Genomic DNA, 24,265 nt, shown 5'->3' with positions numbered 1-24,265 from the left:
CGCTGTTCACTTCCGCCGTCAGTGACGCGACGCTACCGCCACGCCGACGAAGACCATCAAGCCTCAACCTGTCACCCTTTGGAGAAGCCTGATGATCAGCACAACGTTATTATCCCGGACAGTAGTGCGCCTGCGCGGGGACGACGTTGACAGGTTGCGGGCCACCTTTTTCCGTTTCGGCAAGCCAACCTTCACCACCCGGATGGTGTAGACTCGCCCCTATGCAAACCACCTTTTTCATCGCCGCGGCCATCCTGTACGCGGTGTGTGCCCTGCTGCCGGCGCAGCGGGGCGGCGTCGTGTCGGGCGTGACCCTGCTTGCGTGGGGCCTGCATGGGGCGGCGCTGTGGCCGGACATGCTGTCCAACGGCACGCTGCGGGTCGGCTTCGCCTTCATGCTGTCGGCCGCGTTGTGGATTTCGGTGGCGGCCTGGTGGCTCGAAAACCGCAACTTCGCGCTCGACGGCATGCGCCGCATGATCATGCCGTGCGCGGCCGTGTCGGCGCTGCTGCCGCCGCTGTTCCCCGGCAGCCTGATGCCGGTCGGGGAGCAGACGCCGGCCTTCGGCTGGCACGTCGCCGTCGCCATCATGGCCTACAGCACGCTCACCATCGCCGCCTTCCATGCGGTAGTGATGGCGCTGCAGGAAACCCGCCTGCACACGCGCAGCGCAAAGAAAGGCTGGCTGGGCACGGCGATCGACCAGCTGCCGGCGCTGCTGACCATGGAAAAGCTGCTGTTCCGGATGATCGGCATCGGTTTCGTGCTGCTCAGCCTGACGGTCCTGTCGGGCATCGTGTTCTCGGAACAGCTGTTCGGGCGCGCGCTGCGCTGGGACCACAAGAATGTGTTCGCGCTGCTGTCGTGGCTGTTGTTTGCCGCGCTGCTGGCCGGACGCCGCTGGCGCGGCTGGCGCGGCAAGACCGCGCTGCGCTTCACGCTGGCCGGTTTCGCTACCCTGGCGCTGGCCTATGTCGGCAGCCGTTTTGTTTTTGAAGTCGTTCTGCACCGGGGGTTCACATGACGCGACTGCTCTTCTGGATTGCGCTCATCATCCTGGTGGTGATGGCGGTACGCAGCAAACTGCGGGCGGCGGTGGCCGCGCGCGGCTATCACCCGCAAGGCGGGGAGGGGATGCCCGCCGGCGGCGCGGCGCGGCCCCAGCCCCGGGTCGAGGAATCGGAGCGCATGACCAGCTGCGCCCAGTGCGGCATCTATTTCCCGGCCTCCGAAGCGGTACACGAGGGCGGGCACGACTACTGCAGCCAGGCGCACGCGCGCCAGCCGGCCGCCTCCCGGCACGATTGAGGCGCATGTCGCCGTTGCACGCACTGTCCGCCGAGTCGCGCGAGACCTTCTGGCGTTCGCTGCAGACGCTCAATGTAACGCGCATCGTGATCGCGCTGGTGCTGCTGGTCTACCTGACGGTCGACGCGCGCCGCGGCCACTTCGGCAGCCAGCTGAGCGGCACGGCCTATGCCGAGACCTGCATCGCCTACCTGCTGGCGGCCCTGCTGTTCGCCGCCGTCACCCAGCGCTGGCGCCACCGCTTCCTGTGGCAGCTGTGCTGCCAGATCCTGGTCGACATCGCCGCCATCTCGCTGCTCTACCTGGCCGCCGGCGGCGCGCGCAGCGGCTTCGGGCTGCTCTACCTGTTCCCGCTGGCCGGCGCGGCGATCCTCGCGCCGCTGCTGCTGGCGCTGTTCTCGGCCTCGCTGGCGACCCTGTTCCTGCTGGCCGAGAGCACCTGGCAGCTTTTCCTCAGCGACCAGGAGCCGCCGCTGTTCCAGGCCGGGATGATGGGCGCCGCCTTCTTCGCCGTAGTGCTGGTGGTGAGCCGGCTGGCGGCGCGCCTGATCGGGCAGGAAGACCTGGCGGCAAAGCGCGGCGCCGACCTCAAGATCCAGCAGGCGGTCTACCGCATCGTGGTCGACGACGCCGGCGACGGCATCCTGGTGGCGGGGCGCGACGGCTTCGTCTTTGCCGGCAATCCGGCGGCACGCCGCATGCTGGGGCTGGACGCCGACAGCGAATTCCGCCTGGCCGACATTCCCGCCCTGGAGCCGGTGGCGCAGGGTTTCGCGGCCTGGCTGGACGGCGGCGCGCAAGGGGCCGGACCGGGCGAAGCCTACGTCACGGTCAAGCGCTGGCAGGGCGCGGCGGGCCCGGTGCGCGGCCGCCTCGACCAGCCGGTGCACTTGAAGCTGCGCTTCGCGCGGGTCGATACCCCGGACGGCGCGGCCGAGCGCAGCGTGATCTTCATGCAGGACGTGAGCGCCATCGAAAACCAGGCGCAGCAACTGAAGCTGGCCTCGATGGGCCGGCTGACCGCCAGCATCGCGCACGAGGTGCGCAATCCGCTGTCGGCGATCGGCCACGCGACCTCGCTGCTGGCCGAGGACCTGACCGGCCCGGCCGAGACCCGTTTGCTGCGCATCGTCGGCGACAACGTGGCGCGCGTGAACCGCATGGTCGAGGACATCCTGAAACTGTCGCGCAAGGTGCAGCCGGGCGGCGAGCCGGTGCGCCTCGGCGCCTTCCTCGCCGAGCTGAAGGCCGAATTCACGGAAACCCATGGCCTGGCCGATAATATGGTGTACATCGGCGACGCCGGCCACCGCACGGTGCGCTTCGATGGCCTGCACCTGCGCGAAGTGCTGGTCAACCTTCTCGGCAATGCCATCCGCTATGCGAGCGGCAAGCCGGCCAGCATCCGCCTGTTCCCGGTGCTGGACGCCACCGGCCGCGTCGAACTGCACGTGCAGGACGACGGCCCCGGCATCACCCCCGAGGTGCGGGCCCACCTGTTCGAGCCCTTCTATACGACATCGAGCAAGGGCACCGGCCTGGGCCTGTACCTGGCGCGCGAGCTGTGCCTGAACAATGGCGCCATGCTCGACTACGAGTACCGGGTGGACGGTCCCGCCGGCTTCGATGCGCCGGGGCGGTTCGTGATCACCTTTGCGGCGGCCTGAATACTGCTCTCTATATATAAGTAAGGAAAACACAGCGCCATGAGTTCTCCCCGCATCCTGGTCATCGACGACGAAGCCGACCTGCGCGAGCTGCTCGAGATCACCCTGGTCAAGATGGGACTGGACGTCGACAGCGCCTCCACCGTGCGCGAAGCGCGTTCGCTGCTCGGCCAGCACGACTATGCGCTGGTGCTGACCGACATGCGCCTGCCCGACGGCACCGGCCTGGAGCTGGTGCGCGAGGTGGCCTGCCTGGGGCGCGGCACGCCGATCGCCGTGATCACCGCCTACGGCAGCGCCGAGAACGCGGTGGTCGCGCTGAAGGCCGGGGCCTTCGACTACGTCTCCAAGCCGGTGGTGCTGGACGACCTGCGCACGATGGTGCGCTCGGCGCTGCGCCTGTCCGAAGCCCCGGCATCCCAGTCGTCACCGGATGCGGGCGAGGGCGATGGCGGCAATTCGCGCCTGCTCGGCCGCTCGCAGGCGATGCAGGCGCTGCGCGCCCAGATCGGGCGGCTGGCGCGTTCGCAGGCGCCGATCGCCATCAACGGCGAATCCGGCAGCGGCAAGGAGCTGGCGGCGCGCGAGATCCATGCCCAGAGCGCGCGCGCCGGCAAGCCTTTCGTCGCCGTCAACTGCGGCGCCATCCCGGAAGCGCTGATGGAGGCCGAGTTCTTCGGTTATCGGAAAGGCGCGTTCACCGGCGCCACCGACGAGCGCGACGGCTTCTTCCAGGCCGCCAACGGCGGCACCCTGATGCTGGACGAGGTGGCCGACCTGCCGCTGGCGATGCAGGTGAAACTGCTGCGCGCGATCCAGGAGCGGCGCGTGCGCAAGATCGGCGCCACCGCCGAGGAAACGGTGGACGTGCGCATCATCAGCGCCACGCACAAGGACCTGGCCAGGCTGGTCGAGACCGGCCAGTTCCGCCAGGACCTGTTCTACCGCCTGAACGTGATCGAGCTGACCCTGCCGCCGCTGCGCGCGCGCCTCGACGACCTGCCGCTGCTGGCCGAGGCCATCCTCGCGCGCCTGGCGGGCCCGGGCAATGCGCGCCTCGGCGCCGGCGTGCTGGACGCGCTGCGCGGCTACGCCTTTCCCGGCAACGTGCGCGAACTGGAAAACGTGCTGGAACGCGCGCTGGCCTTCGCCAACGATGGCGTGATCGAGGTCGGCGACCTGCTGCTGAAGGGCGCGCGCCTGGCGGATGCCGGCGCCGCGGCGCACGAGACGGCGCCGGCCGGGATGCCGCCGGCAGCGGCGCCCGCCGCGCCATCGGCGCTGCCTGTGGCGCCCGCCGCGCCCCTGGCCGCTTCGGCTGCCGCCGCCGCGCCGGCCGAGGCGCCGCCCGGCATGCCCGCGCTGGGCGCCGGCGAGCTGCCCAGCAACCTGCCGGACTACCTGGAGCAGGTCGAGCGCGACATCATCCAGCGCGCCCTGCAGCAGACCCAGTTCAACCGCACCCAGGCCGCCAGCCTGCTCGGGATCAGCGTGCGCCAGTTGCGCTACCAGATGCAAAAGCTGGACATCCACGCGCCCGAACCTTGATTCCGCTCATGCTGCTGTTGTCTTTTCGCCATCGCAGCATGCGCTAAACGTGGACATCGTGGGCGCCTGGCCGCACCACCGAAGGGCCCATGAATCGTTATGTTAGTGCTTACTTTCATTCTGAGGCCCGGAATGGTTCGCCTTGCAAAATGTCAAGCTCGACGGCACAAAAAAATCCGCTCAGCAGGGACTTTGATCTTGCCGAATATCGACTATACTTAGGTCCGGAAGGCTGTCAGACACTAGATGTAGTGGTCAGCCTCAACAAACAGAACAGTAGGGGCAGGGGCGCATCCAGCGTTTTCCGATTGTGCGTCCCCGCTCGCCATTCTCAAAAAGTTATTAGGTTGCCAACTTTGATATGTTGGCATTGGGAGCCTTAATGCAAACATCTTCGGACATTTCCATCAATCCGCAAGCCGCGTCGGTCGGCGCGAGCGCCGCTGAACTGGTCGCCAACGGCGACTACCGCATCATCCGCCGCAACGGCGCCGTGGTGCCGTTCGCTCCCACCAAGATCGCCGTCGCGATGACCAAGGCTTTCCTCGCCGTGAACGGCGAGCAGGGCCGCGAGTCCGCGCGCATCCGCGAACTGGTCGAGCAGCTGACGAACAACGTGGTCGCGGCCCTGGTGCGCCGCCAGCCGAACGGCGGCACCTTCCACATCGAGGATGTGCAGGACCAGGTGGAACTGTCCCTGATGCGCTCGGGCGAGCATGACGTCGCGCGCGAATACGTGCTGTACCGCGCCAAGCGCATGGAAGAGCGCCGCGCCGCCAAGGAAGCCGCCGGCGGCAGCACCCAGATCGACGCGCCGCAGTTCACCGTGGTCGACGGCGGCGTGCGCCGCCCGCTGGACATGAACGAAGTCTCGGCCCTGATCGGCGCCGCCTGCGTGGGCCTGGAAAAGCACGTCGACGCCGACGCCATCCTGGCCGAAACCGTGAAGAACCTGTACGACGGCGTGCCGGTCGAGGAGCTGCACAAGTCGGCCATCCTGGCCGCCCGCGCCCTGATGGAAAAGGATCCGGCCTACAGCCAGGTCACCGCACGCATCCTGCTGCACACCATCCGCAAGGAAGTCTTCGGCAAGGAAGTCGCGCAAGCCGGCGCCGCCGCCGAGTACGTGACCTACTTCCCGCAATACATCGCCAAGGGCATCGACGCCGAGCTGCTGGATGAAGAGCTGGGCAAGTTCGACCTGCAGAAGCTGGCGAAGGCCATCGTCGCCGACCGCGACCTGCAGTTCGGCTACATCGGCCTGCAGACCCTGTACGACCGCTACTTCCTGCACATCCGCGAAACCCGCATCGAGATGCCGCAGGCCTTCTACATGCGCGTCGCGATGGGCCTGGCCCTGCGCGAAGAGAACCGCGAAGCGCGCGCGATCGAGTTCTACAACCTGCTGTCGAGCTTCGACTTCATGAGCTCGACCCCGACCCTGTTCAACTCGGGTACCCGCCGCTCGCAGCTGTCCTCGTGCTACCTGACCACCGTCAGCGACGACCTGGAAGGCATCTACGACGCGATCAAGGAAAACGCGCTGCTGTCGAAATTCGCCGGCGGCCTGGGCAACGACTGGACCCCGGTCCGCGCGATGGGTTCGCGCATCAAGGGCACCAACGGCAAATCGCAGGGCGTCGTGCCGTTCCTGAAAGTGGCGAACGACACCGCGGTGGCGGTCAACCAGGGCGGCAAGCGCAAGGGCGCGGTCTGCGGCTACCTGGAAACCTGGCACCTGGACATCGAGGAATTCCTCGACCTGCGCAAGAACACCGGCGACGACCGCCGCCGCACCCACGACATGAACACCGCGAACTGGATTCCCGACCTGTTCATGAAGCGCGTGATGGAGAAGGGCTCCTGGAGCCTGTTCTCGCCGTCCGAAGTGCCGGACCTGCACGACAAGGTCGGCAAGGCCTTCGAGGAAGCCTACCTGGGCTATGAAGCCAGGGCGGCGCGCGGCGAAATGTCCGTGTACAAGAAAGTCGAAGCGCTCGACCTGTGGCGCAAGATGCTGTCGATGCTGTTCGAGACCGGCCACCCGTGGATCACCTTCAAGGATCCGTGCAACATCCGCTCGCCGCAGCAGCACGTGGGCGTGGTGCACTCGTCGAACCTGTGCACCGAGATCACGCTGAACACCAATGCCGACGAGATCGCCGTCTGCAACCTGGGTTCGGTCAACCTGCCGGCCCACATGAAGGGCGACGGCCTGGACGCGGTCAAGCTGCAGAAGACCATCCGCACCGCGATGCGCATGCTGGACAACGTCATCGACATCAACTACTACGCTGTCGACAAGGCGAAGAACTCGAACCTGCGCCACCGTCCGGTCGGCCTGGGCATCATGGGCTTCCAGGACTGCCTGCACATGATGCGCGTGCCGTTCGCCTCGGAGAAGTCGGTGGAGTTCGCCGACCGCTCGATGGAAGCCGTCTGCTACTACGCCTACCTGGCCTCGACCGAGCTGGCCGAAGAGCGCGGCCGCTACCAGTCCTACGAAGGTTCGCTGTGGGACCGCGGCATCCTGCCGCAGGACTCGATCAAGCTGCTGGCGGAAGAGCGCGGCGGTTACCTCGAGCAGGACACGTCCGAGACCATGGACTGGTCGCTGGTGCGCAGCCGCATCAAGCAGTTCGGCATGCGTAACTCGAACTGCGTGGCGATCGCCCCGACCGCGACCATCTCGAACATCATCGGCGTGTCGGCCTGCATCGAGCCGACCTTCCAGAACCTGTACGTGAAGTCGAACCTGTCGGGCGAATTTACCGAGATCAACTCGTACCTGGTGCGCGACCTGAAGGCGCGCGGCCTGTGGGACGAGGTGATGATCAACGACCTGAAATACTTCGACGGCTCGCTGTCGCGTATCGACCGCGTCCCGCAAGACCTGCGCGACATCTATGCAACGGCCTTCGAAGTCGAGCCGAAGTGGCTGGTCGAAGCGGCTTCCCGCCGCCAGAAGTGGATCGACCAGGCGCAGTCGCTGAACATCTACATGGCCGGCGCCTCGGGCAAGAAGCTGGACGAGACCTACAAGCTGGCATGGCTGCGTGGCCTGAAGACCACCTACTACCTGCGCACCGTGGCGGCGACCCACATGGAGAAGTCGACCACCCGCACCGGCGCCCTGAACGCCGTGCCGGTCGACGGCGGCCTGTCGGCGGCTGCGGCTGCGGCTGCGGCCCCGGTCGCGGCGGCCCCGGCGGCGGACGTGGTGGAAGGCGCGGCCTGCTACCTGCGTCCGGGCGACGCCGGCTTCGACGAGTGCGAAGCCTGCCAGTAACTATATAAGCACGTCGTCCCCGCGCAGGCGGGGATCCAGGTTTGTTCGCAGTACGCTAACTTAAATTGGACCCCCGCCTGCGCGGGGGCGGCGGTTTTGAAGCAAACATACAGTTTATACAGGATAAATATCATGGCTCTGTCATGGGACGATGAACCGATCACCAGCGCACCGGCTGCCGGCGCCGCCGCACCGGAAGGCGCCACCGCCGCCGATGTCGCCAAGCGCGTCAACGCCGACGACAAGCGCATCATCAACGCCAAAACCGACGTCAACCAGCTGGTGCCGTTCAAGTACAAGTGGGCCTGGGACAAGTACCTGGCTGGCTGCGCCAACCACTGGATGCCGCAGGAAGTGAACATGCAGCGCGACATCGAGCTGTGGAAGAACCCGAACGGCCTGACCGAAGACGAGCGCCGCATCGTCAAGCGCAACCTGGGCTTCTTCGTGACCGCCGACTCGCTGGCCGCCAACAACATCGTGCTGGGCACCTACCGCCACATCACGGCGCCGGAATGCCGCCAGTACCTGCTGCGCCAGGCCTTCGAAGAGGCGATCCACACCCACGCCTACCAGTACATCGTCGAGTCGCTGGGCCTGGACGAGAAGGAAATCTTCAACGCCTACAACGAGATCCCGTCGATCCGCGACAAGGACCAGTTCCTGATCCCGTTCATCGAAGTGATCAACGATCCGGAATTCAAGACCGGCACGCTGGAAAACGACCAGAAGCTGCTGCGCTCGATCATCGTGTTCGCGTGCCTGATGGAAGGCCTGTTCTTCTACGTCGGCTTCACCCAGATCCTGGCGCTGGGCCGCCAGAACAAGATGACCGGCGCCGCCGAGCAGTACCAGTACATCCTGCGCGACGAGTCGATGCACTGCAACTTCGGCATCGACCTGATCAACACGATCAAGATGGAAAACCCGCAGCTGTGGACCGCCGAGTTCAAGGAAGAGATCAAGCAGCTGTTCCTGAAGGCCGTCGAGCTCGAGTACCGCTACGCCGAAGACACCATGCCGCGCGGCGTGCTGGGCCTGAACGCCCCGATGTTCAAGGGTTACCTGCGCTTCATCGCCAACCGCCGCGCCGTCCAGATCGGCCTGGACGCGCTGTTCCCGAACGAGGAAAACCCGTTCCCGTGGATGAGCGAGATGATCGACCTGAAGAAGGAACGCAACTTCTTCGAAACCCGCGTGACCGAGTACCAGACCGGTGGCGCGCTGAGCTGGGACTGATCCCGGACCGGCTCCAGGGACGGCGCAACCCGTCCCGCCATCCAGCCCGCCGCCCGGCGGGTTTTTCATTTGGGGCGCCGGAAGATGGCCGAGGGCAGGGCAGCGTCGCCTCCCCGCCCGGCATGCTATGCTGCCCGCACCCCTGCAAGGCCGACTCCAGATGCTTATCAGTCCCCTTCTCAAGCACCCCTCCATCGTCCACGGCTTCGGCCGCCGCCATGACGACATGGCGCAGCTCCTGCCCGGCTACTGGGCCCGGCGTCCGATCCAGCGCGAGCGTCACGGCACCCGCATCGCCATCGTCACCGAACCGAACGAGGACTGCGGCGAGGCCGACGGCATGCTGACCGACCGTCCCGGCCTGCTGCTCGCGATCGCCACCGCCGACTGCGTGCCCGTCCTGCTGGCCCGCCGGGATGGGCGCGAAGTCGCGGCCCTGCACGTCGGCTGGCGCGGCGCCCATGCCGGCATCGTCGACAGTTTTGCCGCCCTGGTGCGCGGACGCGGCGGCGATCCGGCCGGCTGGATCGCCGCGATCGGGCCGTCGGCCCATCCCTGCTGCTATGAAGTCTCGGAGGAGTTGATCGGGGACTTCGGGGAACGCACCGCGCTGCCGCTGGCGACCATCGCGCCGCGGCCGCGCCGGCTCGACCTGCCGGCGATCGTGCGCTGGCAGCTCGCACAGGCCGGCATCGGGCGCGTGTCGGAGCAGGCGGAATGCACCATGTGCACGCGCGCCGGCGACGGCCGTTTCGCCTATCACAGCTACCGCCGCGACCGCGAAACGCGCACGCCGATGGTCGACGTGCAGTGGTCGGTGATCGCGATCGCGGCGCGCTGACCACGACGCGCGCGAAGTTTGCGCATAGGTTGCGCCACTGGCTTTCTACTAAAGCTATCATGCCTGCCATGCCACGCGCCTCTTCATCCATCGGACCTGTCCGCAGGCGATATATGCGACCTACCGCACGGTGCTGCGGATCGCGAGCCTGCACATTTACCTTACTTAAGTGAGGAGAACGCATGAAGGACAGCTTCGCACTGCATGTCGCCGCTGAACGCCATCCGGCGGCCGCCCAGGATCTGGTGCGCGCCGTCGCGCGCAGCGGGCTGGCACGGGTCGGCTGCTTCGCCGGCAGCGAAGCCCATGCCGGCGAGTGCGAGCGCGTGCTGCGCGAGCAGGGATTCAATGGCGAGGTGGAGTGGGTCAGCCAGGGCCGGCCGCAAGACCTCGCGCGTTTCGGCACCCTCTACCATCCCGGATCCGGGATCGCGCGCCTGGCCTGGCGCCGCCTGGGCCTTGGCGAGCGCCGCTACAGCCTGTGCGGTGTCATGCACGCCACCGCCAGCCACGCGGCGATGAGCGCCATCGCCGGCCTGCCGGTGGCGCCGGTGCGCAGCTGGGACGCGGTGATCTGCACCTCGCGCGTGGTGCGCGACAGCGTGCGCGAGGTATTGGAGCGCCAGGCCGACTACCTGCGTGCGCGGTTGGGGGCGCAGCGTGTCGAGCTGCCGCAGCTGCCGCTGATCCCGCTCGGGGTGCACGGCGGCGACTTGGCATTCGACGAGGATCGCCGGCTCGCGGCGCGCAGCCAGTTGGGCATCGGCGCCGACGACGTCGCTTTCCTGTTCCTCGGCCACCTGTCCTTCCATGCGAAAGCGCATCCGCAACAGATGTTCAGCGCACTCGAGCGCGCCGACAAGGCCGGCCGCCAGGTCCACCTGATCCTGTGCGGATGGTTCGCCGACACCGCGACCGAGAAGGCCTTCCGCGAAGCCGCGGCGCTGCTGTGCCCATCGGTGCGCCTGACGGTGCTCGACGGGCGCGAACCGGACAGGCAGGCGAGCGCCTGGGCCGCCGCCGACGTCTTCACCGCGCCGGCGGACAATGTGCAGGAGAGCTTCGGCCCGGCGCCGCTCGAAGCGATGGCGGCCGGGCTGCCCTGCGTGGTGAGCGACTGGAACGGTTATCGCGACACGGTGCGCGATGGGGTCGATGGCTATCGCATCCCGACCGTGATGCCCGGAGCGGGCGCCGGCCTTGACCTCGCGCAGCGTTACGACGATGGCGTCGACAGTGTCGACCAGTATTGCGGTCATATCAGCCAGGCGGTGGCGCTGGACGGCGCGCAGCTCGCCCAGGCCTATGAGCGCTTGATCAAGGACGCCGGGCTGCGCCGCGAGCTGGGCGGGAATGGACGCCGGCGTGCGCGCGAGGAGTTCGACTGGCAGGTGGTGTTGGGACGCTACCGCGCGCTGTGGTTCGAGCTCGATGAGCGGCGCCGCGCCGATGCCGCGCTGACGCCGCCGCTGCCGCAGCTGGTGCCGGACCGGCTCGATCCGTTCGCGGTGTTCGCGAGCTATCCGAGCGCGCAGCTGACGCCGGACTCGATCGTCGAACTTGCGCCGGACGCGTCGCTCGCGCAACTGCGCGAGTACCGCGAGCTGGAGATCAACCGCTTCGCCGCGTCGTCCTTGCCGACGCTCGAGGAATTCGGCCAGATCTTCGGTTCGATCGAGTCGCGGCCAACGCAGGTCGACGAGCTGCTCGATACGCTCGGCCCTTGCGACCGGCCGACTTTGCTGCGCGGCCTGGCGTGGTTATGCAAGATGGACTTGCTGCGCATTGGCGCGGCCGGCGAGTAGAAATGAGCAGTAATGGGAAATGGATTTTTATCGGAATGCGCGGCAGGTGCGCGCTTGTTTTTGAGGGAGCTGAAGTACGAATGGGATCAAACGTTATCGCGACGATCGATTGAAAGCAGCCGATAGCAGTTCGCCCCAAGCGGAAAGGCACGAAAAATACTGTGTGCGGGTTGCGCACTGACAAGGTTTTCGTGTACTTTACGTGATTGAATTTGTCAAAACGTGAACGTGGATTTTTTTACCACGTTAAACGGGTGGCAAACCGATCAAAAAATGGGACGCTGATTCATTCAGTATGCACGTAAGCTTCGCGAAAAGAACAAGCCGCATTGCCTGAATTATTTCGGGCATGGCGGCTTTTTCTTTTCGCGCTTCTCGCGGGCAGCGGTGTGAACAGCGGTTGAATCATCGAACTTTTGTCGTTTCGGTCGTCGGCGACGACGATAGCTGAAGTGCTGCAGACTTGAGGAGTTGCAGCAGTTCAGCTGGTGCCGGATTCATTGACGCAGACTCGCGTATGCGCCGATGAATAATTCGCCCGACCAAGCAGACCGGGTTGGACGGGTTCAAACCTTGTAGCGTATTTTCTCATCGCAGAGAAGGAGAACACAAATGGCAACAGCCGCTAAGAAAACCGCAGCAAAGCCGGCCGCAAAGGCCGCCGCAGATAAACCCGTCGCCGCCAAAAAAGCGGTAGCCGCAAAGCCGGCGGCAAAAGCCGCCGCTAAACCGGCAGCAAAACCGGCCGCTAAAGCCGCCGCTAAACCGGCAGCAAAAGCAGCCGCCAAGCCGGCAGCAAAAGCCGCTGCAAAGCCGGCTGCAAAGAAAGCTGCAGCAAAGCCGGCAGCAAAAGCCGCCGCTAAACCGGCAGCAAAAGCAGCAGCCAAGCCGGCCGCTAAAGCCGCTGCAAAGCCGGCTGCAAAGAAAGCCGCTGCAACCAAGACCGCCGCCAAGGCACCGGCAAAGAAAGCTGCAGCAACTAAAACTGCTGCAACCAAGACCGCCGCCAAAGCACCGGCCAAGAAAGCTGCAGCAACCAAGACCGCCGCTAAAGCCCCGGCCAAGAAAGCTGCAGCAACTAAAACTGCTGCAAGCAAGACCGCCGCCAAGGCACCGGCAAAGAAAGCTGCAGCAACCAAGACCGCCGCTAAAGCACCGGCCAAGAAAGCTGCAGCAAGCAAAACCGCCGCCAAGGCACCGGCCAAGAAAGCAGCAGCAAGCAAGACCGCCGCCAAGGCACCGGCAAAGAAAGCTGCAGCCACCAAGACCGCCGCCAAGGCACCGGCCAAGAAGGCAGCAGCCACCAAGACCGCCGCCAAGGCACCGGCCAAGAAAGCTGCAGCAACCAAGACCGCCGCCAAAGCTCCGGCCAAGGCAGCAGCAACCAAGACCGCCGCCAAAGCTCCGGCCAAGAAAGCTGCAGCCACCAAGACCGCTGCCAAAGCACCGGCCAAGAAAGCTGCTGCAACCAAGACCGCCGCCAAGGCACCGGCCAAGGCAGCAGCCACCAAGACTGCCGCCAAGGCACCGGCCAAGAAAGCTGCTCCAGCCAAGACCGCTGCTAAAGCTCCGGCCAAGGCCGCAGCAACCAAGACCCCGGCCAAAACCGCTGCAACCAAGACCCCTGCCAAAGCTGCTGCAACCAAGGCTCCGGCCAAGGCCGCCGCAACCAAAGCACCGGCTGCCGCCAAAACCGCCGAGTCCAAGCCGGCAGTGAAGGCCGCCGCCAAGCCTGCAGCCAAGCCGGCCGCCAAGAAAGCCGCCGCGCCGAAGGCTGAAGCGAAGCCGGAAGCCAAGCCGGAAGCGAAAGCGGAAGCCAAGCCGGAAGCCAAGGCCGAGACCAAGGCTGAAGCCAAGACCGAAACCAAGCAGGACAGCGGCACCGCAGCAGCCCAGCAGGCCCCGAAGACGACGGTGGCGCCGGCAGCATGGCCGTTCCCGACCAGCAGCCGTCCGTAATCCCATTCTTGCCTGGTTCAGGCAAAATACCGCTGTGTGAGAGATTCACACAGCGGTTTTTTTTTAAGGAGACCTTGTGCTGCCTATCCTTCAGTTGATCGTCGATACCGTAGCCGGCGTGGTCGGTGGAGTCTTGTTGCTGCGTTTCTGGATGCAGGTGATCCGCGTGCGGCCGCCGGCGTCGATCGGACAGTTCACTTTCACGCTGACCGATTGGCTGGTGCGCCCGCTGCGCCGCATTTTGCCGGGTGTCGGGGGGTATGACTGGGCCAGCCTGATCGGCGCCTTCCTGATCGTGCTGCTGGCGAGTGCGGTGCTGCTGCTGGCGGGGTGGAGCGGCCAGGCCGTCGTGCTGTATGCCTTGTTCCGCTTCCTGAACTGGATCATCTACGGCTTCATGGGCCTGCTGATCATCGAGGTGATCTTCAGCTGGATCAATCCGCATGCGCCGCTGGCGCCTTTCGTGCACGCGCTCAACGACCCGCTGCTGCGGCCTCTGCGCCGCATGATTCCGCCGGTGGGCGGCCTGGACCTGTCGGTACTGGTCGCGCTGATCCTGCTGCAGATCGTCCAGTACCTCCTGCGCCAGGCGCTGGTCTTCTGATTACCTGATCAGAAGCGGTAGCCGAACGCCGCTTCGAACCTGTCCGCAATCTCCTGCGGGGTGAAGCTGTGGTTCTGGCCACCCTGGTGGGCGATCTTGATCGAACCCAGCAGGCTGGCCAGGCGGCCGCTGGTCGGCCAGTCGAGGTCGTTGGCGATGCCGAACAGCAGGCCGGCACGGTAGGCGTCGCCGCAGCCGGTCGGGTCGACCACGCTGCTTGCCGGCACCGCCGGAATCTTGTGGTGCTCGCCGCCGGCGTAGATGTCCGAGCCCTGCTCGCCGCGCGTGACGATCAGCGCGTCCAGGCGCGACGCGATGTCCTGCAGCGCCAGCCCGGTACGGTCCATCACCATTTCGAATTCATAGTCGTTGCAGGCGAGGTAGCTGGCCTGCTCGAGGAAGGTCAGCAGTTCCTCGCCGCTGAACATCGGCAGCTGCTGGCCCGGGTCGAACATCAGCGGCACGCCTTGCCCGGCGCAGTCGCGCGCGTGCTTGATCATGCCGTCGCGGCCGTCCGGCGAGACGATCGCGACGCGCAGCGGCAGGTAGTCGGCCAGGCTGTTCTCGTGCGAGAACTGCATCGCGCCCGGGTGGAAGGCGTTGATCTGGTTGTTGTCCAGGTCGGCCGTGACGAAGCACTGGGCGGTGTACGCATGATCGATGACGCGGATCGCGTTGGTCGCCAGGCCCTGTTTCTCCATGCGCTCGAGGTAGTCGCCGCCGTCCTGGCCGATGGTGCCCATGATCAGCGGATCGCCGCCCAGCATCTTGAGGTTGTAGGCGATGTTGACGGAGCAGCCGCCGAATTCGGTGCGCAGGGTCGGCACCAGGAAGGAGACGTTCACGCGGTGCAGCTGGTCGGCCAGCAGGGTTTCGCCGAAGCGGCCTTGGTATTGCATGATCTTGTCGAAGGCGATCGAGCCGCAGATCAGTGCAGTCTTGGTCATGATGGGTCCTGGAGAAAACTAGGGATAGAAAACGGCGATATGGTAGCCGGACGGTTTGAGTTCGGCGAGCGCGAAGTTCAGCCGCACCGGCTGCTCCGAGCGTGCGGCGAAACCGCCGGCGGCGGACGCGCCCTGCGGCAGGTAGTCGGCGGGGCCGAACACGCGCCGCAGCACCGGTTTGTCGTTGGCGTCGGTCAGCTCGAGCTGGATGCTGGGCCAGGCCTGCGCCAGGCTTCCCTGGTTGCGCAGCAGCGTGTTGAGCGAATAGGTGTCGACGCCGAGGGTGGTCAGTTCGCCGGTCTCGATGGACAGGTTCTCGATCTGGGCCGTCAGGCCGATGCGGCAGCCCAGCAAGGCACAGCCGGCGGCGAGGGCCGGCCTGGCGCCCGGATAGCGCGCCGCCAGCACGTTACGGAAGTCCAGCACCACCTGCGCCAGCAGCAGCAGGCCCAGGACGACGGCGCCGCCCGCCATCAGCAGCTGCCGGGTCCGGCCCGACTGTTCCTGCTTGCGGCTGCGCTTGACGAATTCCGGCTCGTCCGCCTCGACGCTGGCCGGCACGCGCAGCTTGGACGCTTCGATGTTGGTCGGCGTGAGCCTGGAGCGGCGGGTGCGTGCCTCGATGGCCTTGGCGCGCGCCGATTTCGCCGCCGGCGCCGGCGCCGGCCCGGATAGCGGCGGCGTCAGGGTGTCGTTGCCGCCGGCCGAGGCGCGCAGGGGCAGGGCGCTCGGCGGGATGTCCTGTACAGGAGCGCTCGCGGCCGCGGCCACGGCGGCGGGCGCTGCGTCCTGGTAGGCGTGTTCGTCGCCGGGCAGCGGCTGGGCGACCAGTTCCTCGTCCACCGGCAGCTCGAAGCTGGGCTCGATGCGGCCCTGGGGCGCGTAGGCGGAGGCGGCAGGCGCCGGCTCGGGCGCCGGCGCTGGTCCTGGCGCCGGTTCCGGCACGTCGGCGGGCGCAGTGTCCAGTGCCGATCCCGGGGCGGTCGCGGCGACGGTGTCGGCCTGCGCCGACCCGGCAGCGGCAACAGAGGCGCCGGCGGCTTCGACAGGCGTTTCTTCGGCCGCCTGCAGCGCCGGTTCGGCCGGCGGTAGCTCCGCTTCCGGAACCGGCGCCGGCGGCGCCGTGTCGACCGCGACCTCGGCGGGTGTTTGTTCTACGTCCGCCCCGGGATGCGCCTCAGCCTCGGCCTCGGCCGGCATGGCGGCAGCCGCCATGCCGCCGGTCCGCCACACCTGCGCACGCGGCGCGGGCAAGGGTTCGGCGGGCACGGGCGCAGCCTTCGGCAGGATGCCGAGCGGATCGAAGGTGCGGTCGAAATCGAGGGTGTAGACGGCGGCTTCTTCGGCAGCGCTGGTCTCCGCCACTGGCGAGGCCGCGTCTTCGGGCGCAGCAGGCGTAACGCGAACAGCAGGAGCAGCAGCAGCAGGAGCAGCAGCAGGCGCGGCCTCGCCCTTGCTGGCGGCCAGCGCGTCCAGGTCGATCAGGTGGGCGTTGCCGTCAAAAATGCTCTGGCAGGCGCCGCAGCGGACGATGCCGCCGCGGAGCTTGAGCTGGTCCGAGGCGACCCGGAACGTGGTATGGCAGTGGGGGCACTGGGTGGCAAGCGCCATGCGGTCACTCGCCGGAGGTGGCGGAGCGCGGCGGCGGTGCGGTATCCAGGCCGAGCTGCCCATGGAGGGCGACCCAGCCGTCGTGCTCGGCCCAGACGCCCAGCTTGATGAAAGGCGCGTAGGCGGCGGCCACTTCTTCGGCCTGGCGCGCCAGCACGCCCGACAGGATCAGCGAACCACCGGGAGCGACGCGGCCGGACAGCATCGGCGCCATCAGCTTCAGGGGGCTCGACAGGATGTTGGCGACCACGATGTCGAAGCAGCTGTTGCCGTACTCCGAGCCCACGAACTCGTCCGGCACGAAGAAGTCGATCTCGCAGCTGTTGCGTTCGGCGTTCAGCTTGGCCGATTCGATCGCCTGCGGGTCGATGTCGACGCCGATCACATCCTGCGCGCCGAGCTTCCTGGCGACCATCGCCAGGATGCCCGAACCGCAGCCGTAGTCCAGCACCGACTTGCCGGGCGCGGGATGCGCTTCCAGCCATTCCATGCACAGGCGGGTGGTCGGGTGGCTGCCGGTGCCGAAGGCCAGGCCCGGATCGACTTCCAGGATCAGGCCGTTCGGGTCCGGGGCTTCGTGCCAGCTCGGCACGACCCAGATGTTCTTGCCGATATGGATGGGTTCGAACTGCGACTGCGTCAGGCGCACCCAGTCGGCGTCGGCGACGCCGCGGGTGGTGAAGGCCGGAACCGAAGCGAGACCGATGGCGGCTGCCGCTTCGGCCACGATCGCGGCCTGGTCGGCATCGACGTCCGTCAGGGCGACCACGCGGCTGTGGTCCCATGCGGCCTCGGTAGGCACCATGCCCGGCTCGCCGAACAGCGGCTTTTCCTGGGCGGTGCCTTCGTCGGCGTCCTCGACCGAGACCGACAGCGCGCCCGCTTCCATCAGGGCGTCCGACAGGCCCTCGGCGTGCTCGCGGGCGATCTCGATGATGACTTCAGTCCAGCTCATGCGTCTCCCTTGGACTCGGATTTGGAGCCGATCGCGCCATCCTTCGGCAGGTCCGGCTTGTGGGCCAGCTTCTGCTCCAGGTAGTGGATGTTGGTGCCGCCCTCGATGAAGCGGGCGTCGACCATCAGTTCGCGGTGCAGCGGGATATTCGTCAGGATACCCTCGACCACCATTTCCGACAACGCGATCTGCATGCGGCGAATGGCCTGTTCACGGGTCGCACCGTAAGCGATGACCTTGCCGATCATCGAGTCGTAGTGCGGCGGCACGTAGTAGCCGGCGTACGAGTGCGAATCGACGCGGATGCCGGGGCCGCCCGGCGGATGCCAGCTGGTGATGCGGCCCGGCGACGGGATGAACTTGAACGGATCTTCGGCGTTGATGCGGCACTCGATCGCGTGGCCCGACAGCATGATGTCGCGCTGCTTGAAGCGCAGGCGCTCGCCGCAGGCGATGCGGATCTGTTCCTGGACGATGTCGATCCCGGTGATCATTTCGGTGACCGGGTGTTCGACCTGCACGCGGGTGTTCATCTCGATGAAGTAGAACTCGCCGTCTTCGTACAGGAATTCGAAGGTGCCGGCGCCGCGGTAGCCGATCTTGCGGCAGGCTTCGGCGCAGCGCTCGCCGATCTTCTCGATCAGCTTGCGCGGGATGCCCGGCGCCGGCGCTTCCTCGATCACCTTCTGGTGGCGGCGCTGCATCGAGCAGTCGCGCTCGCCCAGCCAGACGGCCTGCTTGTGCTCGTCGGCCAGCACCTGGATCTCCACGTGGCGCGGATTTTCCAGGTACTTCTCCATATAGACTTCGGGGTTGCCGAAGGCAGTGCCGGCCTCGGTCTTGGTCATCTGCACGGCGCTGAGCAGGGCTGCTTCGGTGTGCACCACGCGCATGCCGCGACCGCCGCCGCCGCCGGCGGCCTTGATGATGACCGGGTAGCCGATGCGGCGCGCGGTCTGGATGATTTCCTTCGGATCGTCCGGCAGGGCGCCATCCGAACCCGGCACGCAGGGCACGCCGGCGCGGATCATCGCCTGCTTGGCCGACACCTTGTCACCCATCATGCGGATCGATTCCGGACGCGGTCCGATGAAGACGAAGCCCGATTTCTCGACGCGTTCGGCGAAGTCGGCGTTTTCCGACAGGAAGCCGTAGCCCGGGTGGATCGCTTCGGCGTCCGTGACTTCGGCCGCGCTGATGATCGCCGGCATGCTCAGGTAGCTCTGCGCGGACTGCGCGGGACCGATGCAGACGGACTCGTCGGCCAGCTTCACGTACTTGGCGTCCTTGTCGGCCTCCGAGTGCACGACGACCGTCTTGATGCCCATCTCGCGGCAGGCGCGCTGGATACGCAGCGCGATTTCACCACGATTGGCGATTAGAATTTTTTCAAACATGGTATGCGGTGTTTTCTGTGAGTGCCGGCGGCTTGCCGGATACAACAGGAAGAAAAGACTTCAGGGGGCCGGCCGCCTTCCACTGGAAGACGGCCTCTCTTTTGGAGAACCCGGCCCTTTGATTTGCTACTTTAGCCGATCACGAACAGCGGCTGGCCGAATTCCACCGGCTGGCCGTTTTCCACCAGGACCTTGGTGATGGTGCCGGAGATGTCGGCATCGATTTCATTCAGGAGCTTCATCGCTTCGATGATGCACAGGGTGTCGCCTTCCTTCACGGTGGCGCCGACTTCGACGAAGGCCGGAGCGCCCGGCGCCGACGAGCGGTAGAAGGTGCCGACCATCGGCGACTTCACGACGTGGCCGGTCGGCTCGGCGGCGGCCGGCGCTGCGGCCGGTGCCGCGGCTGCGGCCGGGGCGCCGGCGACGGCCGGTGCGGAGAACTGCTGCACGCCTTGCGGCGGAACCATGACCACCTGATTCTGCGGGATTGCGGAGGACTTGACGATGCGAACCTTGCTCTCGCCTTCGGTCACTTCGAGTTCAGCGATGTCCGATTCGGCGACGAGGTCGATCAATGTCTTGAGTTTTCGTAGATCCATGTGAAACCCCTTGGAATTATTTGTTGTTGATTATGCGGCGCGTCAGGTGGTGCGCAAATCCGCACAGGATGCGTGAAGTTGACGTAGATTAACGCTCTTTGAGCGCAAAGTCGATGGCAAACCGATATCCATCAGCTCCCAGTCCACAAATCGTGCCTTGCGCGATCGCAGACAAAAACGAGTGGTGCCGGAACTCCTCACGCTTATAAATATTAGAGAGGTGGACTTCCACGAACGGAATCTCCACCGCCGCCAGCGCATCGCGCAGCGCAACGCTGGTGTGGGTCAGTCCGCCCGGGTTGATGACGATTGCCTCCACCCCTTCCTGCCTCGCGGCATGGATGCGGTCTATCAACGCTCCTTCATGGTTGCTCTGGAAACAAGCAATGCTTGCACCAGCCGCTGCTGCCTGGGCGGTGGCGGCCTGCTCGATGTCGGCCAAGGTCGTTGCGCCGTACACCGCAGGCTCGCGCGTCCCCAATAAATTCAGGTTGGGGCCGTTGAGCAGCAGTAGCTTTTTCGCCATGATGAACCGTCTATTTGCTCGAAAGACAGGCATTTTGCCGCCAACATTACGTATTGGCAAGCGATATAAAGCGCCTGGAATATAAGTGCACGACCGTTCGCCATTACTGCAGCTTGGCCAGATCTGCGCGAAGTTGATCGAACTTCAGGCGGCCCAGGTAAGTCTTGCGCACCTGGCCGTCCGGGCCGATCAGCACCGTGAACGGCAAACCGCCATTCACGTTGCCCAGCTCGCGGGACAGGTCGGTGCCGCTCATGCCGCCCACATACAAGGGATACGATACCTTCGTTTTCCTGACGAATTCGTTGAGGTTCGCCGGTGAATCGATGCCGATCCCGATCACGTTGAAGTGTTTGCCGCCATCCTTGGCCGCCAGTTCCGACAGCTCCGGCATCTCCTGCACGCAGGGCGCGCACCACGATGCCCAGAAATTCACCAGCAGCGGCTTGCCTTTCCACTGGCCCAGGGACTGCGGCTTGCCGGACAGGTCGTTCAGCGATTGCGCATACAGATTGCTCACTGCCGTGTGAGGGCGGCCATCGGTCGGCGCATAGGAGGTGGTGAGCGGGCCTTTCGCTTCCTGTTTGACGGCGGCAATAGCGCCGAACACGGCAAAGGCGGTCGCCAGGATGGCGTAACCGGCCAGATTCTTCTTATTCATCTTGTTCTAACGTTTCATCGGTAGTCATCAGGGCGCGCAGGCCGGCCGCGTCCACGCGTTGCAGGCGGCCGTCGGCGCGCGGTTTGAGGGCGCCGCGCAAGTCGTTCATTTCATACAGTTCGGCGTGGACGGTTTCCTTCTTCCATTGAAAGCTCACGGTTTCCACCGGCTCGTGGCGGCCGCCCTTGAAGTGCGGCGTTTCCGAGATGTCGATGTCGACGTTGCGGTTCAACAGATAGATTTCGACTTCCTTGGCGCTATCCGCGAACAATTGCAGGTGGATATCGTCGTGTTCGCCCGCCGAACCGCTCAGCACGGCGCCGGTGAGGTAGGGCCGGAACTCGGCCAGCTGTTCCATCACCTCGAGCGCGGCGCTGCGCAGGCGTTGCAGGCGTGCGGACTGGGCCGGCCCCTGGAACAGGGCCTGGTAGCGGCGCACTTCGTCCTCGACCTGGATATTGTCCGGCAAGTAGTTGGGGGAGGGACGGTCCACGCCCAGCACCTGGCGCGCGGCCTTGGCCTTGGCGGTGGCATAGTCGGCGCCATCCTGCGCGATCATGCGCGCGGCCGTGACAGCAATTCGCGCGCGCAACTGTTGGAGGTCATCATTTGGCGTTGGCATCATGTTCGTGATCATACTCTTGAACGGAAAATGGCATCGCGTCGGGTAGAATCCCGTATTCGCTTTTTTGTTCCGACACCATGCACATCCATATCCTCGGCATTTGCGGCACCTTCATGGGCGGCCTGGCAGTCCTGGCCAAAGAGGCCGGCCACCGCGTCACCGGGTGCGACGCCAACGTCTATCCCCCGATGAGCACCCAGCTCGAAGCCCAGGGCATCGAACTGATCCAGGGCTACAGCCCGGACCAGGTAGCGCTCAATCCCGACCTGTACGTGATCGGGAACGTGATGACGCGTGGTAATCCGCTGATCGAGGAAATCCTGAACCGCGGCTTGCCGTATATGTCTGGCCCGCAATGGATCGGCGAACATATTCTGCGTAATAAATGGGTGCTGGCTGTTGCCGGTACTCATGGCAAGACCACGACTACCTCGATGCTGGCCTGGATCCTCGAAGATGCCGGCTATTCGCCGGGCTTCCTGATCGGCGGCGTGCCGATGAACTTCGGCATCTCGGCGCGCCTGTCCGGCGACACCGATTCCGACTTCTTCGTGATCGAAGCCGACGAGTACGACACCGCCTTCTTCGACAAGCGCTCCAAGTTCGTCCACTACCACGCCAAGACCGCGGTGCTGAACAACCTGGAATACGATCATGCCGACATCTTCCCCGATATCGGCGCGATCGAGACCCAATTCCACCACCTGGTGCGCACCGTGCCCGGCGTCGGCCGGCTGGTCGTCAACGGCGACGAAGCCTCGCTGACGCGCGTGCTCAAGCGCGGCTGCTGGAGCGAGAAGGAATCCTTCGGCGCATCCGAAGGCGTGAACTGGAGCCTGGTCGAGCATCCGGGCGGATCGAGCTTCGATGTCCTGTTCAATAACGAGCTGCAGGGCACCGTCCATTGGGACCTGACCGGCCACCACAACCGCACCAATGCGCTGGCCGCGATCGCCGCCGCCCGCCATGTCGGCGTGCCTCCGGCCCAGGCGATCGAATCGCTGGCCCGCTTCCAGAGCGTCAAGCGGCGCATGGAAGTGCGCGGCGTGGTGCGCAACGTGACCGTGTACGACGACTTCGCCCACCATCCGACCGCGATCGCCACCACCGTCGGCGGCCTGCGCCAGAAGATCGGGACGACCGGCCGCATCCTGGCCGTGCTCGAACCGCGTTCGAACACCATGAAGCTGGGCGCCATGAAGGATGCGCTGCCGGGCAGCCTGAAGGATGCGGACCTGGTGTTCGGCTTCGGCAGCCAGCAGGCGCTGGGCTGGTCGCTGGCCGATGCCCTGAAACCGCTGGGGAATATCGCGCACAGCTTCGACCAGCTCGACTACATGGTGCAGGCCATCGTGCAGGCTGCCCAGCCGGGCGACCACATCCTGGTGATGAGCAACGGCGGCTTCGGCGGCGTGCACCAGAAGCTGCTGGAGGCGCTGGCGGAATGAACGCTGCGCAGCACGTTTTATATTTGCACGGCTTCCGCTCGTCCCCGCGTTCCTTCAAGGCGCGCGTGGTGCAGCAGCGCATGGCGCAGCTCGGCCGCGCGCAGTCGCTGATCTGCCCGCAACTGCCGGCCTCGCCGAAAGCGGCGATGGAACTGGTGCTGACCCTGGCCGAGCGCCATGCCGCCAGGGGAGAGGATGCGCTGGCCATCGTCGGCTCCTCGCTGGGCGGCTTTTACGCGACCTGGCTGGCCGAGCGTTTCGGCTGCCGCGCGGTGCTGATCAATCCGGCGGTCGATCCGCTGAAGGACCTCGACAAGCACGTCGGCGTGACCACTGCCTGGCATTCAGACGAACCCTTCGAATTCAAGCGCGAGTACATCGACGAACTGGCCGATTTGCGCGTGGCGCGGATCACGCGCCCCGAGCGCTACTTCCTGCTGGCCGCCACCGGCGACGAAGTGCTGGACTACCGCGACATGCTTGCCCATTACGCCGGCGCGCGCCAGCATGTGATCCAGGGCAGCGACCATGCGGTGTCGGAGTTCGAGCAGTATGTCGACGAGGTGCTGGCATTCTGTGGCATCGCCGGCGCCGAAACCTCCACCAGGGCAGTCGCCGGATCGGACATCGGGTCGTGAGGCCGGCGTCGCTGCGCCGGGCCCGCTGGCTGGCGCATCCGGACGGCGTGGGGGCAAGCGCCGCCATGCGCGACTGGCTGGCCACGCCCGGTTCCCTGACCGCGCGCCTGATCGCGCACAGCCGCCAGTTCCGCGTGCAGATGCTGCGCCAGGCGGGCAACCTGTGCCTGGCGGACGAAGCCGAAGCGATCGGCCTGGCCCGGCCTGCACGGGTGTGGGAGCGCGAAGTGCTGCTGCGCTGCGACGGCGCGCCGGTGGTCTACGGCCATACCGTGGTGCCCCTGAGCGCGACCGCAAATGACTGGCCGCTGTTCTCGGCGCTGGGCGAGCGCTCGCTCGGCACGACGCTTTTCTACGACCCGCTGGTGAAGCGCGGCCAACTCGAATTTGCCCGGATCCGCCCGGGCCACCCTTTGCTGGCGCGCGTGCAGGCGGCGCTCGCTCGCGAGGGACTGGGCCTGCGGCCGGATGCCGTCCACCATGCGCGGCGCTGCGTCTATCGCCGCCGTCAAGGCCTGCTGCTGGTCACCGAGGTATTCTTGCCGGCGGTGCTGAACCTGGCGGCGGTCGCAACCAATACGAATGTGAAGTGAT

The 24,265-nt window shown here is 65.9% G+C and carries 21 protein-coding genes; 13 read left to right on the top strand and 8 right to left on the bottom strand.

From position 1 onward, the window contains the following. The first annotated feature begins 221 nt into the window (after window positions 1-221). The 10 genes from AC3A6M_RS02825 to AC3A6M_RS02780 all read left to right on the top strand — a co-directional run bounded on the left by AC3A6M_RS02825 (window position 222) and on the right by AC3A6M_RS02780 (window position 14,261). The gene (locus tag AC3A6M_RS02825) at window positions 222-1,025 is read left to right on the top strand and encodes a cytochrome C assembly family protein (protein WP_487851210.1); all 804 of its coding nucleotides are present in this window, start codon (window positions 222-224) and stop codon (window positions 1,023-1,025) included. Continuing rightward, the gene (locus AC3A6M_RS02820) at window positions 1,022-1,309 is read left to right on the top strand and encodes a PP0621 family protein (protein WP_487851209.1); all 288 of its coding nucleotides are present in this window, start codon (window positions 1,022-1,024) and stop codon (window positions 1,307-1,309) included. The genes AC3A6M_RS02825 and AC3A6M_RS02820 overlap by 4 nt, the downstream gene beginning before the upstream one ends. Before the next feature lie 5 nt (window positions 1,310-1,314). Beyond that, on the top strand, window positions 1,315-2,976 hold the full coding sequence (locus AC3A6M_RS02815) for a sensor histidine kinase (RefSeq protein ID WP_487851208.1): 1,662 nt from the start codon (window positions 1,315-1,317) through the stop codon (window positions 2,974-2,976). A 39-nt stretch (window positions 2,977-3,015) separates the two neighbouring features. Further along, the gene (locus AC3A6M_RS02810) at window positions 3,016-4,524 is read left to right on the top strand and encodes a sigma-54-dependent transcriptional regulator (RefSeq protein ID WP_487851207.1); all 1,509 of its coding nucleotides are present in this window, start codon (window positions 3,016-3,018) and stop codon (window positions 4,522-4,524) included. A gap of 382 nt (window positions 4,525-4,906) precedes the next feature. After that, window positions 4,907-7,813, top strand: a complete 2,907-nt coding sequence (locus AC3A6M_RS02805; RefSeq protein ID WP_487851206.1) for a ribonucleoside-diphosphate reductase subunit alpha — start codon at window positions 4,907-4,909, stop codon at window positions 7,811-7,813. A gap of 132 nt (window positions 7,814-7,945) precedes the next feature. Next, entirely contained in the window at window positions 7,946-9,052 is a 1,107-nt protein-coding gene (locus AC3A6M_RS02800; RefSeq protein ID WP_487851205.1) for a ribonucleotide-diphosphate reductase subunit beta, read from the top strand. A 160-nt stretch (window positions 9,053-9,212) separates the two neighbouring features. Further along, window positions 9,213-9,893, top strand: a complete 681-nt coding sequence (locus AC3A6M_RS02795; RefSeq protein ID WP_487851204.1) for a purine nucleoside phosphorylase YfiH/LACC1 family protein — start codon at window positions 9,213-9,215, stop codon at window positions 9,891-9,893. 182 nt (window positions 9,894-10,075) lie between these two features. Further along, a complete protein-coding gene (locus AC3A6M_RS02790; RefSeq protein WP_487851203.1) occupies window positions 10,076-11,698 on the top strand; it encodes a glycosyltransferase family 4 protein in 1,623 nt (540 codons plus the stop codon). A gap of 612 nt (window positions 11,699-12,310) precedes the next feature. Beyond that, window positions 12,311-13,657 (top strand): transcriptional regulator, encoded by a 1,347-nt coding sequence (locus AC3A6M_RS02785; protein WP_487851202.1) that lies wholly within the window; start codon window positions 12,311-12,313, stop codon window positions 13,655-13,657. Between the two features lie 76 nt (window positions 13,658-13,733). Then, the gene (locus tag AC3A6M_RS02780; RefSeq protein ID WP_487851201.1) at window positions 13,734-14,261 is read left to right on the top strand and encodes a YggT family protein; all 528 of its coding nucleotides are present in this window, start codon (window positions 13,734-13,736) and stop codon (window positions 14,259-14,261) included. Between the two features lie 8 nt (window positions 14,262-14,269). Here AC3A6M_RS02780 and AC3A6M_RS02775 read toward each other — a convergent pair whose 3' ends face one another. From AC3A6M_RS02775 to AC3A6M_RS02740, 8 genes are all read right to left on the bottom strand, one after another. Continuing rightward, the gene (locus tag AC3A6M_RS02775) at window positions 14,270-15,208 is read right to left on the bottom strand and encodes a carbohydrate kinase family protein (protein WP_487851200.1); all 939 of its coding nucleotides are present in this window, start codon (window positions 15,206-15,208) and stop codon (window positions 14,270-14,272) included. A gap of 18 nt (window positions 15,209-15,226) precedes the next feature. Next, window positions 15,227-16,819, bottom strand: coding sequence for a zinc-ribbon and DUF3426 domain-containing protein (locus tag AC3A6M_RS02770; protein WP_487851199.1), 1,593 nt, complete (start codon window positions 16,817-16,819; stop codon window positions 15,227-15,229). A gap of 4 nt (window positions 16,820-16,823) precedes the next feature. After that, the gene (gene prmA, locus AC3A6M_RS02765; protein ID WP_487851198.1) at window positions 16,824-17,774 is read right to left on the bottom strand and encodes a 50S ribosomal protein L11 methyltransferase; all 951 of its coding nucleotides are present in this window, start codon (window positions 17,772-17,774) and stop codon (window positions 16,824-16,826) included. Next, window positions 17,771-19,171 carry an acetyl-CoA carboxylase biotin carboxylase subunit gene (gene accC / locus AC3A6M_RS02760; RefSeq protein ID WP_487851197.1) on the bottom strand — a complete coding sequence of 467 codons (1,401 nt, stop codon included), beginning with the start codon at window positions 19,169-19,171 and terminating at the stop codon, window positions 17,771-17,773. The genes prmA and accC overlap by 4 nt, the downstream gene beginning before the upstream one ends. 131 nt (window positions 19,172-19,302) lie before the next feature. Next, window positions 19,303-19,773 carry an acetyl-CoA carboxylase biotin carboxyl carrier protein gene (accB, locus tag AC3A6M_RS02755; RefSeq protein ID WP_487851196.1) on the bottom strand — a complete coding sequence of 157 codons (471 nt, stop codon included), beginning with the start codon at window positions 19,771-19,773 and terminating at the stop codon, window positions 19,303-19,305. An 88-nt stretch (window positions 19,774-19,861) separates the two neighbouring features. Beyond that, entirely contained in the window at window positions 19,862-20,299 is a 438-nt protein-coding gene (gene aroQ, locus AC3A6M_RS02750) for a type II 3-dehydroquinate dehydratase (protein WP_487851195.1), read from the bottom strand. Window positions 20,300-20,402: 103 nt separating this feature from the next. After that, window positions 20,403-20,960 (bottom strand): TlpA family protein disulfide reductase, encoded by a 558-nt coding sequence (locus tag AC3A6M_RS02745; protein ID WP_487851194.1) that lies wholly within the window; start codon window positions 20,958-20,960, stop codon window positions 20,403-20,405. Continuing rightward, a complete protein-coding gene (locus tag AC3A6M_RS02740; RefSeq protein ID WP_487851193.1) occupies window positions 20,953-21,585 on the bottom strand; it encodes a hypothetical protein in 633 nt (210 codons plus the stop codon). Before AC3A6M_RS02740 ends, AC3A6M_RS02745 begins: the two co-directional genes overlap by 8 nt. Window positions 21,586-21,617: 32 nt before the next feature. Between AC3A6M_RS02740 and mpl the strand changes: the two genes are divergently transcribed. The 3 genes from mpl to AC3A6M_RS02725 are packed head-to-tail and all read left to right on the top strand — an operon-like array spanning window position 21,618 to window position 24,264. Continuing rightward, window positions 21,618-23,033 (top strand): UDP-N-acetylmuramate:L-alanyl-gamma-D-glutamyl-meso-diaminopimelate ligase, encoded by a 1,416-nt coding sequence (gene mpl, locus AC3A6M_RS02735; RefSeq protein WP_487851227.1) that lies wholly within the window; start codon window positions 21,618-21,620, stop codon window positions 23,031-23,033. Beyond that, window positions 23,030-23,671, top strand: a complete 642-nt coding sequence (locus tag AC3A6M_RS02730; RefSeq protein ID WP_487851192.1) for a YqiA/YcfP family alpha/beta fold hydrolase — start codon at window positions 23,030-23,032, stop codon at window positions 23,669-23,671. The genes mpl and AC3A6M_RS02730 overlap by 4 nt, the downstream gene beginning before the upstream one ends. Next, window positions 23,668-24,264 (top strand): chorismate--pyruvate lyase family protein, encoded by a 597-nt coding sequence (locus tag AC3A6M_RS02725; protein ID WP_487851191.1) that lies wholly within the window; start codon window positions 23,668-23,670, stop codon window positions 24,262-24,264. The genes AC3A6M_RS02730 and AC3A6M_RS02725 overlap by 4 nt, the downstream gene beginning before the upstream one ends. The last annotated feature ends 1 nt before the right edge of the window (window position 24,265 follow it).

Source organism: Telluria sp. Soil_C_11, from assembly GCF_057657395.1.
The sequence above is the reverse complement of the archived record's forward strand: the minus strand, read 5'-3'. Positions and strand labels throughout refer to the sequence as shown.